Source organism: Chryseobacterium sp. AC405b (genome assembly GCF_979258685.1).
The window spans coordinates 2752287-2768928 of sequence record NZ_OZ409877.1 but is presented as its reverse complement, the minus strand read 5'-3'; the positions used below and the strand labels follow the sequence as shown (position 1 = coordinate 2768928).

Sequence of the window (16642 nt, the reverse complement as noted above, 5' to 3'; positions counted from 1 at the left end):
ATATTAAAATTTAAAGTCACAAAGGAAACTTTGTGGCTTTTTCATTAATTTTGGCAAATGTTTAAAATATTAGACCGATATATCATTAAGACCTTTTTTGGTCCAGTTCTTTTTTATATTCAGTGTATTGTTTTTCATTTTTATTGTAAACATTGTCTGGATTCAGCTTGGGCAGTTTATGGGAAAAGGTCTTACTACAATGCAGATCATGAAGCTTCTCTTTTATTTGGGAGTGAATGTAGTGAGTATGGTTTTACCTTTGACGATACTTCTAGCAAGTATTATGTCTTTCGGGGAATTTGGGGAACGCTATGAATTAGCTGCCATGAAAGCTGCCGGTATTTCATTAACGAGAGTAATGATCCCGCTTTTGGGAGTCGTTACCGTAATGGCAATTCTCCTCTATTTCTTTTCGAGTAACATTATTCCTGATTTTCAGAGGAAGGCAAAAAATATGCTTTTCAATATTGCACAGACAAAACCTGCTCTGAATTTTACACCCGGACAATTTATTGATCAATTACCTGGATATATGGTAAAATTTGATAAGATTGAAGGTGAAGAAGGCCGTGATCTGGAGGGAGTTTTTATTCATAAAAAAGCAAGCACCTTCGAAAACCAACAAACGATAACCGCGCAAAAAGGAAGATTTGCGTTGGCTAAAAATAAAAATTATCAACAGCTTATCCTTTATAACGGTTATATTTTTGAAGACAGTTATGCCGGAAAATCTGAAAATGTAAGATTAAAACAACCAGATCAAGCCATAAAATTCGATACACTTGTTACCCATTTCGATATTAGTGAAATCATTAATAAAGCCATCGAACAAGAAAAAATCACTGAAGATTACCGCTTTCAGAATTTTAATGAATTGTTTACGGACATCGATAGAACAAAAAAAGATAATGTAAAATTAACCACCAATATTGGAAATGAAGTTTTATCTCAAACAAGTTCCGTCGTTAGTTACATGGATAAAAATAAATCAAAAGCTCCTGTAAAAGCCCAGTATAAATTAGATACCATCAAGATTGATAAAAAGCTTGAAATGATTTACAATGCTCACAGCAGATTGGATAATTTGAAAACTACACTGGATAGTAAAAACCAGGAACTTAATCCCAGCATCAAATATTTCAATAAAGTGGTGATTTATCAGCAGAGAATGATTACGTATTCATTTACCTGTATTATCTTCTTTATGATTGGTGCAAGTTTGGGATCTATTATTAGAAAAGGTGGAATGGGTGTTCCTGTGATTGTTGCAATCGTTATTTTTATTATATTTTATGTCATCAATGTCGGTTTTGAAAACGTTGCATGGTCAGGAAAGATGAGTCCTTATTTGGCAGCCTGGCTTCCCAACATGATTTTGTTTCCTTTCGGAGTTTTGATGACCTATAAAGCATTGACAGATTCTCAGTTATTTGATTCTGAAAAATATAAAGTATTCTTTAAACCGATTACTAAACTTTTTATAAAAGATAAAGAACATAAAAGATATCAGTAAAAAAAATCCGGAGTTTATCTTCGGATTTTTTGTTTTAAAACTGCAGAAATAATTTTAAAGGTTAAGAGAAATACTTCTGAAAATTAAATCAGTACATGATAAAACATCAAACTTTCAAAAAAAAATCTCATATTTATAAAAATTAATTTAAATAAAATTCTAATGAGAAAAGTTTTATTGTTTGGCTTATTCAGTTTGATCACTTCAAGCGTTTACGCACAGGAAGAAAATACCGATTACGAATTAAAAGCCAATGAAAAATACGGTTATATAATCGATAAAAACGGAAAGAAAACTGAAGGAATTGTAAGATTAGCAGGAGATGATATGAATCCGTGGGTCAATCAGAAAAAAGTAAAATTTGTTGCTACATCAGACATTGACAAATCTAAAAAGAGGCAAAAGTTTAAAACAATGGATTCTGACGACGTGAAAGAATATGTTGCGTATGATGACAGCGATAACGAAAGGCATTTTGAAGTGGTAAAATATACCAATACCAAAGAAGGTTTTAATACAGCAACCGGCGGATTAAGCGGAAATATCAAAGCGTTTAATAACCTTACCAAAAGCAATCAGTTTGCAGAAGTGGTAACAGATGGTAAAATAAAAGTATATAAATTATATGGTTACCCAACCACATTTTCTGCCGGACAAAGCCAAATTGACAAGGCTGATCAGGAAACCGAAAGAATGAGAAAAAACCCATCTTATATATTTACAAAAAAAGGCAGCAAACTTAAAGAACTGACTTTAAAAGAATCAAAAATCATTACTGCAGATTGTCCTTACGTAAAAGATAAAATAGCAAGTGGCTCTTACGGTTCACTAAAAAATGATGAGAAAAAGAGATCAGGTTTGGGTAAATTGATTAAAAGCCAAATTGACGATGTAATGTCAAATGTTCCTCAAATTATTGATGAAGTGATTTTAGACTATAATGAAAACTGTAAATAGATATATCATGAAAAAAGCATTGCTCATTTCAACTCTACTGTTAAGCATTTTTAGTTTTGCTCAACAATTGGATAAAGAAGCTTACATTAAAAAAGAAAGCATTAATGGCAAACTAGATTTTACTAAAATGATCGAAGAAAAATACCGTGATGCTCCTTCTATCCGTTTCGGTAATATACTCTATGATAAAAAAGATTTTGCAATTGTACTTTGGGCCGCAAACGTAAGAATAATAGGTATTGAATCTTTTGATCAGGCTGTGAAAATATGGGAAGAAATAAATAAAAGAAATTTGACAGAACCTGAAAAAAAAGCTTTGAAAGCGGGATTTGATGCAAAATTCTAAGTTAAAAACTGAGTTGCACAATTATTGTTGATAATCTATCAAACATTATTAAAATGAAGAATTTTCTTATAATTTTTTGTCTGCTTATTATAATTTCCTGCAAGAAAGAAAATAAAAATGCTGAAAAGTCTCTTTCTATAGACAGTTTGAGTTCAGAAACAGCGGTTGATACTCTAAAAAAAAGTAAAGAGATCAATTCAATTGATAAAATAAAAGAAGAATACAATTTGGTAAATTCAAAACTGAGTGCAAAAAAATTTGATTCTGTAAGTTTCGATTATGAATGTGAAGAAATATCTGGTAACGTCGTTTATTATTCTGAAAACGGAATTTTGAAAGTGATAAAACATTTCTCTGCAGACAGCCATTTTTCATCAATTGAGAATTATTTTGTAAATGATGGAAAACCCTATTTTATCTTTAAACAAGAAACAGTTTGGAGCTTTGATGGCGGAACACCAGAGAAACCGGAGACAAAAGATGATGTTAGAGAAAACCGATATTATTACGTAAATAATAAATTGGAGTATTGCAGAGATAAAAAATATACAATAAGATCAAAAAATAATTCAAAACAGGAAAATATTTCTGACGGCGAAAGTGAAAATTGTTCAGATACAGAATTGCTGAAAACATTCAATCTAATTCTTAAAAATAAAGATAAAAAAGACCCTATTAAATGTCTGTAAAATAAAAAGTGGCTTCGAAAAAATTCAAAGCCACTTTTTTTTTATTATTTTAAACTGAAAATTATACTTTCATAATTTCAGCCTCTTTTGTTTTAAGATGATCATCACACAATTTTACATGCTTGTCAGTAAGTACCTGAATTTCTTCTTCAACACCTTTTATTGCATCTTCGGAAACACCTTCCAGTTTTTTCAGTTCTTTGATACCGTTTTGTCTGGCGTTTCTTACAACAATTTTAGTGTCTTCAGTTTCTCCTTTAGCCTGCTTAGCCAATTCTCTCCTTCTTTCTTCGGTTAAAGGCGGAACATTAAGAATAATATTTTCACCATTATTAGAAGGTGCAAAACCTAAATTTGAATTGATAATTGCTTTTTCTATCGCTCCAATCGCAGTTCTGTCCCAAGGTTGAATAGAGATTGTCATTGCATCAGGTACAGATACATTGGCAACCTGATTAAGAGGAGTCGGAGCACCATAATATTCTACCATCACATCCTGAACCATATTTGTAGACGCACGTCCTGCTCTGATTCTTTGAAATGCATGATCCAAGTGCTTGATAGCTGCTTCCATATCATGTTTTACAGATTCTACAATAAGATCTAATTCTTCCATTATATAATAAAAATTTGATAAGTTACACATGTTTAAGTAATAGGTAATTGGCAATCAGCAATTTCAATGCCTTTTATCTTTTTACTTTCTAGATATTTACTAAAGTTCCTACAGATTCTCCTTCTACAATTTTCACCAGATTACCATCTTTGTTCATGTCAAAAACGATGATTGGCAATTTATTTTCGTGGCTTAGAGTAAAAGCAGTCATATCCATCACTTTAAGATTTTTCTCAAAAACTTCATCGAAAGATAATGAATTGTATTTTACTGCATTTTCATTTTTCTCAGGATCGCTGTCGTAGATTCCGTCTACTCTTGTTCCTTTTAAAATAACGTCAGCTCCAATTTCGATAGCTCTCAAAGTTGCTGCAGTATCTGTTGTGAAATAAGGATTACCGGTTCCTGCCCCGAAGATCACTACTCTACCTTTTTCAAGATGTCTCACCGCTCTTCTTTTGATGAAAGGTTCGGCTACTTTATTCATTTCTATAGCAGATTGCAGTCTTGTTTTGATTCCTGCATCTTCCAAAGCGCCTTGTAATGCCATCCCGTTGATTACAGTTGCAAGCATTCCCATATAATCTCCCTGCACTCTGTCCATTCCTGCCGCAGCTCCGGCAACACCACGGAAAATATTTCCTCCTCCAATGACGATAGCAATTTCGCAACCTAAGTCTACTACCTTTTTAATTTCTTCAGCATACTCCATCAGTCTTTCAGGATCGATACCGTACTGTCTGTTCCCCATCAATGCCTCACCACTCAGTTTTAGAAGGATTCTTTTATATTTCATCTTTAAATTTATAATAGTTTTTGAGAATTAATTTCCTCAGAAATTAACTTTGCAAATATAATCATTAAAAATATTGAAAAAAGAAAAATATTTAATAGTAAATAATGAAGTAAATATTTTGATAAGTACGAAAAAGGATTATTTTTGCATTAATTAATTACTGATTTGAAGAAAGTTCTAATTTTTTCACTATTTCTTTCGGGAATTGTTTCATTTGCACAAACTGGAACAAACGTATATCCGTTTCTGAACATTCCGGTTTCTGCAAGACAGGCTGCTTTAGGGGGCGACGCAATTACAATGAGAGATCATGACGTTTCGTTTGCTATTGCCAATCCGTCTTTGTTGAATAAGGAATCTGACAAACAACTTTCTGTGAACGCAACAGCATATCTTGCAGATTCAAAATATGGAACCATAGCTTTTGCAAAAGATCTTGATAATGGTCACATGGTAACCGTAAATGCACGTTACATGAGCTACGGAAACATCCCGAGAACGGATGACAGTGGTTTTGAAATGGGAGAATTTTCCGCTTCAGATGTTGCAATCGGTGGTGGATATGCTTACCAGTTTGAAGAAGACTGGACGATCGGTGGAGGATTGAATTTTATCACTTCAAAAATTGACACCTACACTTCTTCTGCGGTGGCAGGAACCTTAGGCGTTACTTATCATCCAAAACAAAGTAAAGAAGTTGTTGCTGTAGTTTTAAGAAATTTCGGATATCAGTTTAAATCGTTCAATGGTGAAAGAGAAAATCTTCCTTTCAGAATAGATTTAGGATATACCAAGATTTTAAAAGCTTTTCCTTTAGCGATTACCATAACAGCTCATGATCTGCAGGAATTTGATATTTCTTCAGAATTAAATGTAAACGGACAGGAAGTAAACGTTGGCAGAAAAATCGCCGATCACTTTTCTTTAGGTGCAGAGCTTTTTCCTGAAAAAAGTTTCAACTTCAGATTGGGGTATAATGTAAGACGCGGAAATGAATTAGCTGTAGCAGATCAAAGAAATTTCTCCGGGCTTTCAGCAGGTTTCGGACTTAAAGTTTCAAGATTCCGTATCGATTATGCACATGTAAGGTATCATAATTCTTCAAATGTGAATCAAATCGGTATATCTGTAGATCTAAGCGGTCGCCAAGGAGAATAATTTCATACATAAAACTTAAAATTTTAAGATTAAATCTTTAGATTTTCTTGGATTTTCGGAAAAATTTTTGAAATTTGTAGCATGAAAAAACCAGTGATAGCGATTGATGGATTCTCATCTACAGGAAAAAGTTCTATCTCAAAAATTATTGCAGATATATTGGGAATCGTGCATCTTGATACAGGAGCACTTTATCGTGGTATAACCTGGTTTGCTTTGCAAAACTGTCTGAATGAAGATCAAACAATCAATTTAGAGCAGCTTTTTAATTCTTTTCCTTCAATCGACCTTGAATTTATAAATGACGATGGTGAATTGGTTCTTTTTCTAAACCATATCAACATTTCAAAAGAAATCCGTTCCAACGAAGTTTCAAACAATGTAAGTTTTATCGCCAAACAAAAAGAGGTAAGAGATTTTTTACTTGAATCCCAACGCAATTTGGCAGAAAAAGGAGGCATCATCATGGATGGCAGAGATATTGGCACAATTGTACTGCCAAACGCAGATTTTAAATTTTTCCTGACAGCGAGTATTGAAGAAAGAACCAGGAGAAGATATCAGGAATTACTAAGCTTGGGAATAGATACTGATGAACAAAAAGTAAAGGAAAACCTTATCGTAAGAGACAAAATTGACAGTGAGCGCGAGATTGCACCATTAAAACGTGCCGAAGATGCAATTGTGATTGATAATACCCTTCTCACTAAGAAGGAGACTATAGAAAGCATATTGTCACATATAAAAAATTAATAATATTTATAGGACAAAATTACCATTTGGTACATAAATTGTAACCTTTAAGATATAAATATTTATTAACTATTAAAAAACAAAAAATGTCTAGAAAAGAGAACAATACAGCAGGTATTTTAGCAGGACTTTTAGCAGGCGCTGCAGCCGGAGTAATCTTAGGAATGTTATATGCTCCTGAAGAAGGTAAAGAAACAAGAAAAAAGATTAAAACAAAAGCTAACGACTTAAAAGAGGAAGCTAAAAACAAATACGGAGAAGTTTCTGAAAAAGTAAAAGATCAGTATGGAAATATCTCTTCTACTTTCAAAGAAACAGCAAGTAACGTAGCCCATACTGTAAAAGATGGTTACGATAAATATAAAGATCAGATAGTTTCTAAAACTACAGACATTGTAAAAGATGTAGAAACTGGTTTGAACGATCTTAAGAGATAAATAGACCTTAATTTAAATAATAAAAGGAACTTTGACCAAATTAAAGTTCCTTTTTTTGTAACTTTTAAATATAAACAATGATAGAAACTTTAAAAGAATACGCATCAAAGAGGATAGATCTGTTAAAACTTCAGGCGACAGAAAAATCTTCACTTTCGGCAGGAATTATTGCTTATCTGGTTGTATTATTAGTAGCTTTTACTTTTTTCATAATCCTTTTTAATTTTGGAGTTGCATTTCTTATCGGTAAGGCTCTCAATAATACTTCGTATGGCTTTTTAATCGTGGCAGCATTTTATTTGCTGGTTACAATTTTAGTTATTACCTTTAAAAAGAGCATTGTAAATGTTATCGCAAACAAAGTAATAGAATTTTTAAATCACTAAATATGAGCAGAAATTACAGCAGTTTGGAAGAACTGAGGAGAAAGAAAAAACTTTTGCAAAATGAAGTTCAGGATCTGGAAGGCTTATTGACATTTAAAAATACAAAAGAAAGTTTAAGTGCTTTTACCAACGGACTGACCGATCAATATTTAAAAGAGAAAATAGATGAAGACGGCGAAGAAACTACGGTTATCAGAAAAGATGTTATTGCAAAACAACTGACTTCAGAAGTAAAAGATTTGTTTTTTAGCAGAAATACAGCAATTGGAATTGCAGGCAGCGCCTTTAAAGGAGATGCTATTGATACTGTTGTAAAAATTGCGATCACGGCATTTGTTGCGAATTATGCAAAGAAAAACATGACTAGCTCAAACTGGAAAAAGAAAATTTTAGGAGCCGTACTAATTTATGTAGCTCCAATGGCTTTAAAATTTGTAAGGACAAAATTAGAGGCCTATCAGAAAACAAAAAGTGTATCCAGCATGGAGCAACTTATATAAGTTTGTAGAGTTTTAGAATTGGAATTTAGTTTTTAAAAGTAACTTTAAACTTTCCTACTCTAAAACTCTATCACTCTCCCACATTGAAAAGTTGTCCTAAAATGATTCCTGCTGCCATAGAGACATTCAGGCTTTCTGTAGATTTGATTTTTCCGAATCTCGGGATTGAAATTTTATTTTGAAGCAATTTTTCTGTCGTTTCACGCATTCCGTTTCCTTCGTTTCCTAAAATTAAATTGAGTTTTTTAGGTTTTTCAAATGAATAGATATTTTCTCCATCCATATCTGTTCCTACATTTGTATTTTCTGTTTCAGATAAATACTCAAACAAATTGCAATAAGCAATATTCACTCTTGTGAAAGAACCCATACTTGCCTGTATTACTTTTGGATTGTAAAAATCTACCGTATCATCACTGCAAATAATCTGCTCAATCCCGAACCAGTCTGCCAAACGAATAATTGTTCCCAAATTTCCGGGATCCTGAATTCCATCTAAAACCAATTGAATATTCTGATCATCATATTTTTGTTGTTCACTCAGAACGCAAACTGCAACAGAATCTTTAGGATGTTGTAAAAAACTTATTTTTTTAAGTTCATTCTCAGTGATTTGATGAACGTTTGTTTCCCTTAAACCTAAATTTTCAGGATTCGTAGAAAATATTTCTTTAATTTTAAACTTAGAATTGGGAAGTTCGGAAATGATTTTATTCCCTTCAACCAAAAACAAATTGTATTTTTGCCTGAACTTCTTTTTATCTAAAGATTGTAAAACTTTTATTGTATGAGCTGTAAGCATTTTAAGAATTCTCCTCAAAAATATTATAAAATTCTATCATTTGCAACTGTTGTGGTTGTACTCTATGCTTGCAGTACAACCAAGAAAGTACCGGAAGGTGAATTTTTACTCACCAAAAACAATTTTAATTTTGAAGATAAGAAAGAATTTTTTGATGATGAGCTCAAGAATTATGTTCAGCAGAAGCCCAATAAAAAACAATTTCTTTTCATGCCACTCAGTCTATGGTTTCACAATGCAGCAGATCCGAAATATGACACGATCTTTAGCGAGTACATGACCTACCCGAGTGAAATGAGAAATCAGAAACTTAGGGATTCACTATTTGTAAAATACAATATGCCGGAGAGCGTTGGGAAAAGTTTATTGTGGGACAGAATTCTTCATAATTGGGGAACCCCTCCTGTAATTCTGGATCAGACAAGAACAGAGAAAAGTGCACAATCTATTGAAAAAAGAATGACTTACAGAGGTTTCTGGGATTCTGAAGTGAAGTTTAAGCATGATCTAGATTCCACTGCAAAGAAAGCTGCAGTTACCTATTTTATTACTCATAACAGCCCTACAAACATCAAAGAATATTATTACAATATTCCTGATGCCGGAATTAAAAGTATATATCAGCAAAACATCAATGAAACTCTTGTAAAGTCTGGAAAAGTTCTGGATCAAACAGTTCTTGAAAAAGAGGTAACCAGAATAAACGACCTCATGCGAAGAAATGGCTACTATAAATTCAATAATGCCAATGACGAAGTTTATTTTGTTGCAGATTCTTTAAAGAATAGAAAAAAAATTCCGCTGACTCTTGAAATTCACAAAGATTCTGCAGATTCTCCTTATAAAGTGGCCACTATAGGAAATATTGATGTTGCAATTGTAGATGAGCCGCGTGATTTTGGCAGAAAAACAGTTAAAGACAGTCTAAGAAGAGTTAGGTTTCATAAGATGAACGACGATTACAAAACCAATTCTATCTGGAGAGCCATAATAATTGATAATAAATCTGTTTATGATCAGAATAAACTCGATTTAACAAAAAGAAACTTTATTGCAATGAACAATTTCAGCATTCTGAAAGCAAAAGATTCTTTAAGACAAGGAGGTGCAATAAAACCTAATGACAGTATCATCGATGTGTTGTACCTATTAAAACCTCTCCCAAAATATGAGCTGAAAGTGGGTACAGATATTAACTATTCTCAATTGCTGAATCTGGGAATTTCTCCATCTGTTGATCTCACTACCAGGAACGTTTTCAGAGGTGCAGAAAACCTTTCAACAAGTCTTTCCGGAACATTTGGTTCCATCCGAAATCCTAAAAATCTGGATAGAAGAATTTTGGCCTACGAAATTTCTGCTCAGGCATCTTTGAGTTTCCCGCGTTTATTGCTGCCTTTTAATTATTACAAACTGATTCCTAAAAGATATACACCAACATCTTCAATTGTATTGGGTACATCTATTCAGAATAATATCGGTTTGGGAAGAGTTAATTTTAATACAGGATTAAATTACTTTGCCAACGTCAATGATCAGTCATCACATAGATTAACATTGTTTAATACCCTCTTCAGTTTAACTAAAAATAAAGACAGTTACTATGATTTCTTTATCAACGATGATAATATTCGTAAAGAAATATTTGCAGATTATTTTAGTTTTAATCCGCAGGTACAGCAACAGTTTAATTCCGGAGCATTGACGAGAGATCAAGTTTCTGAGCAGATTATACAAGATGCAAGTTATGTGGGAACACTTGATAAAGACAGAGCTGATCGATTGGTTGCATTTTTGGGAACACTTATCAATAAAGACAGACAGACGCAGGATGTAATCATCTCATCTTTCATTTATAATTTTATCTATAACGAAATCGGAAAAAAAGATTATCCCAATGCATTTTATTTTAACGGTAAAATGGAAGTTGCGGGTAATATTCCGAGTTTATTTAATCAGAAAAGAGAAGATGACGGAGGTGTCTTGAGAAACCCTGAACGTACAATTTTCGGAATTCCTTATGCGCAGTTTGTGAAATTTGATTTTGATGTAAGAAAATATTTTAAATTCAATGGAAATCAGACGTTAGTTCTCCGTCAATTTATCGGTTTAGGAATTCCATACGGCAATTCTTCTTCAATGCCATTTGTAAGATCATATTTTAATGGCGGATCTAATGATATTCGTGCTTGGGTTGCATTTGGAGGTTTGGGTCCCGGAGGTTCTCAGGTGGATGAAAGAGTGAGAACTTATTTGATGGGAAATGTGAAGCTCACAACCAATTTAGAATATAGAATTCCTTTTAATGATATGTATGAAGGCGCAATATTTACGGATGTTGGGAATGTCTGGAATACTGAAAACAATGGTTTTGGAGATCAGTTTAAATTTAACAGATTCATTCGTGAAATGGGTGTGGGAAGTGGTTTTGGGTTGAGAGTAAATGTCGCTTATATCACGTTGAGAGTAGATTTGGCATATAAACTTTATGATCCTAATAAACCTGATGGAGAAAAATGGAGATTCAGCCAGTTTCAACCTCTAAAACCTACGTTAAATATTGCGTTCGGATATCCTTTTTAATCAGGAGAAATCCCCAGCAAAAAATAAACTACAGCAATCACTCTGGCAAGTATTTCTCTGGATTGATTTCTGTAGAAACTCTGTGGTTTATTGACATCCTGAGCATCAAATCCTAAAGCATTCATATTATTATTTCTTGCAAAAAATAACGCTCGAAGATTGTGAAAACCCTGTGAAACGATAATCACATTTTTCATTTTATAAACGTCTTTGCAGCGCAAAATACTTTTGTAGGTATTGAAACCTTTAGGATCTTCAATGATTATATCTTCAGGCACACCTTCCTGATACACCAGATAATTTTTCATCGCAGCCGGTTCATCGTAACCTTTGCTTTTTTCACCGCTTACAATGATTTTTTTAATCTTCCCATGATGGTAAAGAAGTGCTGTAGCATCCATCCTTTTTGTAAAGTAAGGGTTGGAAACACCTGATCTCATCCTCGGCGAAGTTCCTAAAACCAAAGCTATTTCTCTTGGCGGAATTTTTGAAATTTTATTGTACGTTCTTCCATTTGTCAAACCAAAAACCCAGACATTAGAAAGGCAGATCAATAGAAAAACCAGTTCTATTGATGAAATAATAAGCTTAAATATGTTTCGGATAATTCTCAACTGAAATCAAAGTTAAGCTTTATTTTCTTAGTTTTTGCGATCGACATACAGGCAAGAATTTTGCCTTGCGCTTCTTCTTTTTCGGTAAGATATTCATTTTCTAACAGCTCCACTTCTCCTTCTTCCAAAGTACATTCACAGCTTCCACAGATTCCTGATTTGCATGAATAAGGAACGGAAAATTTTTGTGTTAAAAGTTGCTGAAGAATCTTCTCACGATTATCTGATAATACCGTTTGATAATTATTCCCCAGCATTTTAAAATCTACCTGTACATTTTCAATCAACGCAAATTCTTGTTCTACAGGATAAATATCATCATTGAACTCTTCAAACAATTCAAAATGTATATTCTTTTTCGGAATTCCATGATGATAACATGCATTTGCAAGCGTTTTGATCATTTCTCCTTTTCCGCAAATTAAAACCTCGTCTACGGCATCCCAAATCGTAGATTCTTCGTCTGTGTCATCTAAATGGAGGATTTGATTGATAATTAAATTCAATTTTTTTGCGTCTAATCTTCCATAGAAAAAATGATCTGCAGTTTTTTCCTGAGAATAAAAATAGAAAATTTGCAACCTATGATGATGTTCTTGCGCAAGTTTGTCAAGAAGTTCACGATAAATGATCTCTTCAGAATTTTTATTTCCAAAAAATAAGAACAATCTTGTGCGGGGCTCGTTGTAAAGAATATTTTTAAAATGACTGATTATAGGGGTAATCCCAATTCCGGCAGCAAAACCAATGATGGTACGGAATTCACTCGGTTTGGAAACCAATGTAAATCTTCCGCTGGGTTCACTGATAAGCAATTCATCACCAATTTGATAATTTTCATACAATTGTGAAGTGGCGCCATTCAATGAATTTATTTTTATACCTAAAGCAATTTTTTCCTCGTACGGAGCCGATGTCATCGAATAATCATTGATCACTTCATCACAATTGGAAATGAATTTGACACTTACAAACTGCCCTGCCTCAAACTTAAATTTCTCTTTCAGATTCTCAGGAACTTCGAGCTCCAGCGAAAAACTATTTTTGGTCAGGTCTTCCTTTTTAACTATTTTTAGGCGGTGAAACTGCATCAGTTTACCTTTATAGATTTGTTGTTCCATACTTCAATTCAAAAATAAATAAAAAATAATTATGAATTTGCTGCTGATGTAATTTTATTAATTATAAAACCGGTAAGAATCAGCAATCGTATATTTCACTGTAATAAAAGAAGATTTATCTATGAAAAAAATATTTTTATCAACCCTTTTAGCTGCTACTCTTTTCAGCTGTAAAAAAGAAGCCGAAAAAACGGAAGAAAATACAGTTGTCAACGATTCGATTTCAAATGTAACTCCGGAGTCCCTACCTGCAGCTATTACTTTGAAAACTTTTAATCCTAAACAGACAACAGATTTTTTACAGACTAAAAATGATACTCTGTATGTAACCAATTTCTTTGCAACCTGGTGTGGACCGTGTGTAAGAGAAATTCCGCATTTCAAAGATAAAATTGCAGAATTAAAAGATCAGCCTGTAAAAATCACTTTTATAAGTTTAGATACGAAAGAGGTCTGGAATACTGAGATTCCTAAATTTGTTGATAAACAAGGCATCAGAAATAATACAATTCTCTTGGATGGCGGTTTGTTAGACGAGACTTTTTTTAAGAATAATTTTAAAAATTGGGATGGCGGTGCAATTCCTTTTACTTACATGAGAAAAGGAGATAAAACTGATGAATATTTAGGAATGATGACCTCAGAATTACTCAATTCAAAAATAAATTCATTTATCAAATAATTCTATTTGGAATTATCTTCATCATGTCTAAAAAATTTAAAATCCTGTGTTTAATATTTATCATCGCAATTGTATTTACAGCGGTTATGAATCTGAACACAGGATTTTTACATTTAAATTTTCAGGATTTTTTTCTGACTTCTGAAAACGGGCAGATTGCTGAGATTCGTGTTAATCGAGTTTTGGTCATGCTTTTGGCGGGAATTTCAATTCCTACTTCCGGATTTCTGATGCAGGAGTATTTTCAGAACCCACTTGCCGGACCGGATATCTTAGGAATCACTTCGATTGCGAGTTTATCTGTTGCATTTTACATTTTCTTTTCACACAGCATTTTGCTTCCCGAATTTTTGCAGAATAGTTTTTTGAGTTTATCTGCAATTATAGGAAGTTTACTTTTGATGCTCGTTTTGCTGTCGTTATCCAATAAATTTCAGGATAAATCGTATTTAATTATTTTTGGATTTTTGGTTTCAGCATTTGCAGGAGCAATCGTTTCTTTATTGCAGTTTTATGCAGAAAATCAAAGTCTGAAAAATTATATATTATGGTCTTTTGGAGCCAATAATATGGTGTCTAGAAGTCAGATTATTGTGCTGTCTATTCTGGTTTTAACGGGTTTAGTGATCTGTTTTAAAACTATTAAGCCATTAATTGGAAATTCTCTGGGAACTTCATATGCGAAGAGTTTGGGAGTTAACTCAAAGAATCTGAAGTTATTAATTATTGCTACTTCATCATTGCTTTCGGCTTCAATAACAGCATTTTTAGGACCTATTTTATTTATCGGAATTATTGTTCCGCACTTCTGCAGACTCATTTACAATCCCGCAAAATTATGGCAACAGTGGATTCTGAATATGTTTTTAGGAATGCTTATCATGTTACTATTTTCTATTGCCGCAGAAAAATCTCAAATTCCATTGAATGTAATCAGTTCCGTCTTTGGAATTCCTGTAATTTTGATGATGCTTTTGAGACAGAATAAAGTTTAAAATAATAATAAAACCCATGAATGAATTAATAATTTTTAAAGAAGTTAAAATTAAAATAATACGTTATTATTGTCATTCCGGTAGGAATCTAAACTAACTTTGTAGAGATGCTTTCAGCATGACAAACATAATGTTTAAAAGATAAACAATGCACCTGCAAATTAACCTGGCCAACATCGGTTATGATAAATCTTTAATTTCAAATGTAGAAGCTACTTTGAAATTAGGAGATGTATGCCTGCTCATTGGTAATAATGGTGTAGGAAAAACAACTTTAATTAAATCAATACTTCATCAAAATCCTCTATTGCAAGGAGAAATTTTAATTGATAGTAAAAATATAAAAGATTTATCTGTTAAAGAAATTGCTGAAAATATTGCAGTGGTTTTTTCAAAGGCTGTGATTCCGCAGAATTATACGGTTGAAGATTTGATTTCTTTAGGAAAATATATTTATTATCCCTATTACTTTGAACTGAAAAATGAAGACAGAAAAGAAGTTGCTGATATTATTGATGAGCTAGATTTAACACAATATAAAAACACGTTACTCCAAAATCTGTCGGATGGAAATCTTCAGAAAGCATTCATCGGAAGAGCTTTAACACAGAATTCTGCCATCATTATTCTTGACGAGCCCACGACTCATTTGGATGAGAAAAATAAATTAATTATTCTTAAAACACTGAGAAAATTAGCAAAAGAACAAAATAAATTAATTTTGTTTTCTTCTCACGATTGGCGATTGGCAAAAGAATTTGCGGATAAAATCTGGTACATTAAAGATCAAAAACTGTTTTCCGGTTTGGTTGAAGATGTTTTACTACAACATGATGAACTCACCAATGTTTCACTTTTTCAGGTGAATGAAGGTTTTGCAGCACCAAAGATTTCAGCACCTGAAGTACAAAAAGAAATGCTATACTCATTACTTCAGAAAAATTTTGAAAAAGATCTCTCAAACTTAAATTTTAAATTTGATGGAACATTCTGGGAGATTTCTTATAATGGCAAAGTATACCAATGCGAATCTTTTGAAAATATACTTAAATTAATCTCAAACATTCATTAATTCTCATTTTTCATTAAAATATCTACATACTATGCATGCATAGTATTATGCTTGTCATACATTTTAATTATCTGTAAATCATATTGTTAACAAATTTTAATGTTAATAAATACTATGCATGCATAATATTTACTAAATTTGATAAAACCGATTAGCAAAAAATATGATGGATAATAATAAAGAAAAAACAGAAAATGTTGATCTCATTTTAAAACAGACTTGGTTGGCTGTTTCTAAAATGTACACAGAGCTTGCTCAAGAACACGATTCTACTGCTGTACAGGCATTAACATTATTGAAAATTGATCCGAAAGAAGGTACCAGAAGTACCAATTTAGGTACCGAAAAATGGCAATCGAGCCCACTTCACTTACAAGAATTATCAAACTACTCGAAGACAACGGATATATCTATAAAGAAAAAACCACTACTGACAAAAGAGAAGTCATTATTAAACTTACAGATAAAGGATTAAGTTCCCGAAATATGTCTAAAGAAGTCGTGGTCAATTTCAACAAAAAGGTGATGGAAAAAATTGCTCCCGAAAAACTGGAGATGTTCAAAGAAGTGATGACAGAAATTATGAAAATTGCAACAGATATTAATAATAGAAAATAAATCA

The 16642-nt window shown here is 32.6% G+C and carries 17 protein-coding genes and 2 pseudogenes; 14 read left to right on the top strand and 5 right to left on the bottom strand.

The features are described from left to right. Nucleotides 1–57: 57 nt before the first annotated feature. From ACZZZA_RS13245 to ACZZZA_RS13230, 4 genes and pseudogenes are all read left to right on the top strand, one after another. Nucleotides 58–1513, top strand: a pseudogene (locus ACZZZA_RS13245) (LptF/LptG family permease). A 162-nt stretch (nucleotides 1514–1675) separates the two neighbouring features. After that, a complete protein-coding gene (locus tag ACZZZA_RS13240) occupies nucleotides 1676–2470 on the top strand; it encodes a hypothetical protein (RefSeq protein ID WP_463432479.1) in 795 nt (264 codons plus the stop codon). A 7-nt stretch (nucleotides 2471–2477) separates the two neighbouring features. Further along, complete coding sequence (locus ACZZZA_RS13235) at nucleotides 2478–2816, top strand: hypothetical protein (RefSeq protein ID WP_463432477.1); 339 nt, start codon at nucleotides 2478–2480, stop codon at nucleotides 2814–2816. 53 nt (nucleotides 2817–2869) lie between these two features. Further along, nucleotides 2870–3505: a hypothetical protein gene (locus ACZZZA_RS13230; RefSeq protein WP_463432475.1), complete on the top strand. Its 636-nt coding sequence runs from the start codon at nucleotides 2870–2872 to the stop codon at nucleotides 3503–3505. A 61-nt stretch (nucleotides 3506–3566) separates the two neighbouring features. Here ACZZZA_RS13230 and frr read toward each other — a convergent pair whose 3' ends face one another. Together frr and pyrH are read right to left on the bottom strand one after the other, a co-directional pair. Continuing rightward, nucleotides 3567–4121 (bottom strand): ribosome recycling factor, encoded by a 555-nt coding sequence (gene frr, locus ACZZZA_RS13225; RefSeq protein ID WP_463432473.1) that lies wholly within the window; start codon nucleotides 4119–4121, stop codon nucleotides 3567–3569. Nucleotides 4122–4209: 88 nt separating this feature from the next. Continuing rightward, a complete protein-coding gene (gene pyrH / locus ACZZZA_RS13220; RefSeq protein WP_463432471.1) occupies nucleotides 4210–4917 on the bottom strand; it encodes a UMP kinase in 708 nt (235 codons plus the stop codon). Between the two features lie 165 nt (nucleotides 4918–5082). Here pyrH and porQ point away from each other — a divergent pair, with 165 nt between their 5' ends. The 5 genes from porQ to ACZZZA_RS13195 all read left to right on the top strand — a co-directional run bounded on the left by porQ (nucleotide 5083) and on the right by ACZZZA_RS13195 (nucleotide 8151). Next, nucleotides 5083–6075 carry a type IX secretion system protein PorQ gene (gene porQ / locus ACZZZA_RS13215; RefSeq protein WP_463432469.1) on the top strand — a complete coding sequence of 331 codons (993 nt, stop codon included), beginning with the start codon at nucleotides 5083–5085 and terminating at the stop codon, nucleotides 6073–6075. An 81-nt stretch (nucleotides 6076–6156) separates the two neighbouring features. Further along, the gene (cmk, locus tag ACZZZA_RS13210) at nucleotides 6157–6828 is read left to right on the top strand and encodes a (d)CMP kinase (RefSeq protein WP_463432467.1); all 672 of its coding nucleotides are present in this window, start codon (nucleotides 6157–6159) and stop codon (nucleotides 6826–6828) included. An 86-nt stretch (nucleotides 6829–6914) separates the two neighbouring features. After that, nucleotides 6915–7265 (top strand): YtxH domain-containing protein, encoded by a 351-nt coding sequence (locus ACZZZA_RS13205; protein WP_463432465.1) that lies wholly within the window; start codon nucleotides 6915–6917, stop codon nucleotides 7263–7265. 77 nt (nucleotides 7266–7342) lie between these two features. Next, nucleotides 7343–7651 (top strand): phage holin family protein, encoded by a 309-nt coding sequence (locus ACZZZA_RS13200; RefSeq protein ID WP_463432464.1) that lies wholly within the window; start codon nucleotides 7343–7345, stop codon nucleotides 7649–7651. A gap of 2 nt (nucleotides 7652–7653) precedes the next feature. After that, the gene (locus tag ACZZZA_RS13195) at nucleotides 7654–8151 is read left to right on the top strand and encodes a phosphoribosyl-ATP pyrophosphatase (RefSeq protein WP_463432462.1); all 498 of its coding nucleotides are present in this window, start codon (nucleotides 7654–7656) and stop codon (nucleotides 8149–8151) included. Nucleotides 8152–8221: 70 nt separating this feature from the next. On the opposite strand, the gene ACZZZA_RS13190 is transcribed toward ACZZZA_RS13195, so the two are convergent. Further along, nucleotides 8222–8953: a TrmH family RNA methyltransferase gene (locus tag ACZZZA_RS13190; RefSeq protein ID WP_463432460.1), complete on the bottom strand. Its 732-nt coding sequence runs from the start codon at nucleotides 8951–8953 to the stop codon at nucleotides 8222–8224. On the opposite strand from ACZZZA_RS13190, the gene tamL reads away from it, so the two are divergent. Beyond that, a complete protein-coding gene (gene tamL / locus ACZZZA_RS13185; RefSeq protein WP_463432458.1) occupies nucleotides 8939–11536 on the top strand; it encodes a translocation and assembly module lipoprotein TamL in 2598 nt (865 codons plus the stop codon). The genes ACZZZA_RS13190 and tamL overlap by 15 nt on opposite strands. Here the strand turns inward: tamL and ACZZZA_RS13180 are convergent. Both ACZZZA_RS13180 and ACZZZA_RS13175 read right to left on the bottom strand, forming a co-directional pair. Further along, nucleotides 11533–12150, bottom strand: a complete 618-nt coding sequence (locus tag ACZZZA_RS13180; RefSeq protein WP_463432456.1) for a SanA/YdcF family protein — start codon at nucleotides 12148–12150, stop codon at nucleotides 11533–11535. The genes tamL and ACZZZA_RS13180 overlap by 4 nt on opposite strands. Continuing rightward, entirely contained in the window at nucleotides 12147–13271 is a 1125-nt protein-coding gene (locus ACZZZA_RS13175; RefSeq protein WP_463432454.1) for a flavin reductase family protein, read from the bottom strand. Before ACZZZA_RS13175 ends, ACZZZA_RS13180 begins: the two co-directional genes overlap by 4 nt. Before the next feature lie 121 nt (nucleotides 13272–13392). Here ACZZZA_RS13175 and ACZZZA_RS13170 point away from each other — a divergent pair, with 121 nt between their 5' ends. The 4 genes and pseudogenes from ACZZZA_RS13170 to ACZZZA_RS13155 all read left to right on the top strand — a co-directional run bounded on the left by ACZZZA_RS13170 (nucleotide 13393) and on the right by ACZZZA_RS13155 (nucleotide 16638). Next, a complete protein-coding gene (locus tag ACZZZA_RS13170; protein WP_463432452.1) occupies nucleotides 13393–13953 on the top strand; it encodes a TlpA family protein disulfide reductase in 561 nt (186 codons plus the stop codon). A gap of 23 nt (nucleotides 13954–13976) precedes the next feature. Beyond that, complete coding sequence (locus tag ACZZZA_RS13165) at nucleotides 13977–14948, top strand: FecCD family ABC transporter permease (RefSeq protein WP_463432450.1); 972 nt, start codon at nucleotides 13977–13979, stop codon at nucleotides 14946–14948. 148 nt (nucleotides 14949–15096) lie between these two features. Beyond that, nucleotides 15097–16020 (top strand): ABC transporter ATP-binding protein, encoded by a 924-nt coding sequence (locus tag ACZZZA_RS13160; RefSeq protein ID WP_463432448.1) that lies wholly within the window; start codon nucleotides 15097–15099, stop codon nucleotides 16018–16020. A 166-nt stretch (nucleotides 16021–16186) separates the two neighbouring features. Then, nucleotides 16187–16638, top strand: a pseudogene (locus ACZZZA_RS13155) (MarR family winged helix-turn-helix transcriptional regulator). The last annotated feature ends 4 nt before the right edge of the window (nucleotides 16639–16642 follow it).

What these genes read in the sequence shown, in the direction of transcription:
- ACZZZA_RS13240 (WP_463432479.1), top strand. Translation starts at nt 1,676, where the DNA reads ATGAGAAAAGTTTTATTGTTTGGCTTATTCAGTTTGATCACTTCAAGC.
- ACZZZA_RS13235 (WP_463432477.1), top strand. Translation starts at nt 2,478, where the DNA reads ATGAAAAAAGCATTGCTCATTTCAACTCTACTGTTAAGCATTTTTAGT.
- ACZZZA_RS13230 (WP_463432475.1), top strand. Translation starts at nt 2,870, where the DNA reads ATGAAGAATTTTCTTATAATTTTTTGTCTGCTTATTATAATTTCCTGC.
- frr (WP_463432473.1), bottom strand. Translation starts at nt 4,121, where the DNA reads ATGGAAGAATTAGATCTTATTGTAGAATCTGTAAAACATGATATGGAA.
- pyrH (WP_463432471.1), bottom strand. Translation starts at nt 4,917, where the DNA reads ATGAAATATAAAAGAATCCTTCTAAAACTGAGTGGTGAGGCATTGATG.
- cmk (WP_463432467.1), top strand. Translation starts at nt 6,157, where the DNA reads ATGAAAAAACCAGTGATAGCGATTGATGGATTCTCATCTACAGGAAAA.
- ACZZZA_RS13205 (WP_463432465.1), top strand. Translation starts at nt 6,915, where the DNA reads ATGTCTAGAAAAGAGAACAATACAGCAGGTATTTTAGCAGGACTTTTA.
- ACZZZA_RS13200 (WP_463432464.1), top strand. Translation starts at nt 7,343, where the DNA reads ATGATAGAAACTTTAAAAGAATACGCATCAAAGAGGATAGATCTGTTA.
- ACZZZA_RS13195 (WP_463432462.1), top strand. Translation starts at nt 7,654, where the DNA reads ATGAGCAGAAATTACAGCAGTTTGGAAGAACTGAGGAGAAAGAAAAAA.
- tamL (WP_463432458.1), top strand. Translation starts at nt 8,939, where the DNA reads ATGAGCTGTAAGCATTTTAAGAATTCTCCTCAAAAATATTATAAAATT.
- ACZZZA_RS13190 (WP_463432460.1), bottom strand. Translation starts at nt 8,953, where the DNA reads ATGCTTACAGCTCATACAATAAAAGTTTTACAATCTTTAGATAAAAAG.
- ACZZZA_RS13175 (WP_463432454.1), bottom strand. Translation starts at nt 13,271, where the DNA reads ATGGAACAACAAATCTATAAAGGTAAACTGATGCAGTTTCACCGCCTA.
- ACZZZA_RS13170 (WP_463432452.1), top strand. Translation starts at nt 13,393, where the DNA reads ATGAAAAAAATATTTTTATCAACCCTTTTAGCTGCTACTCTTTTCAGC.
- ACZZZA_RS13165 (WP_463432450.1), top strand. Translation starts at nt 13,977, where the DNA reads ATGTCTAAAAAATTTAAAATCCTGTGTTTAATATTTATCATCGCAATT.
- ACZZZA_RS13160 (WP_463432448.1), top strand. Translation starts at nt 15,097, where the DNA reads ATGCACCTGCAAATTAACCTGGCCAACATCGGTTATGATAAATCTTTA.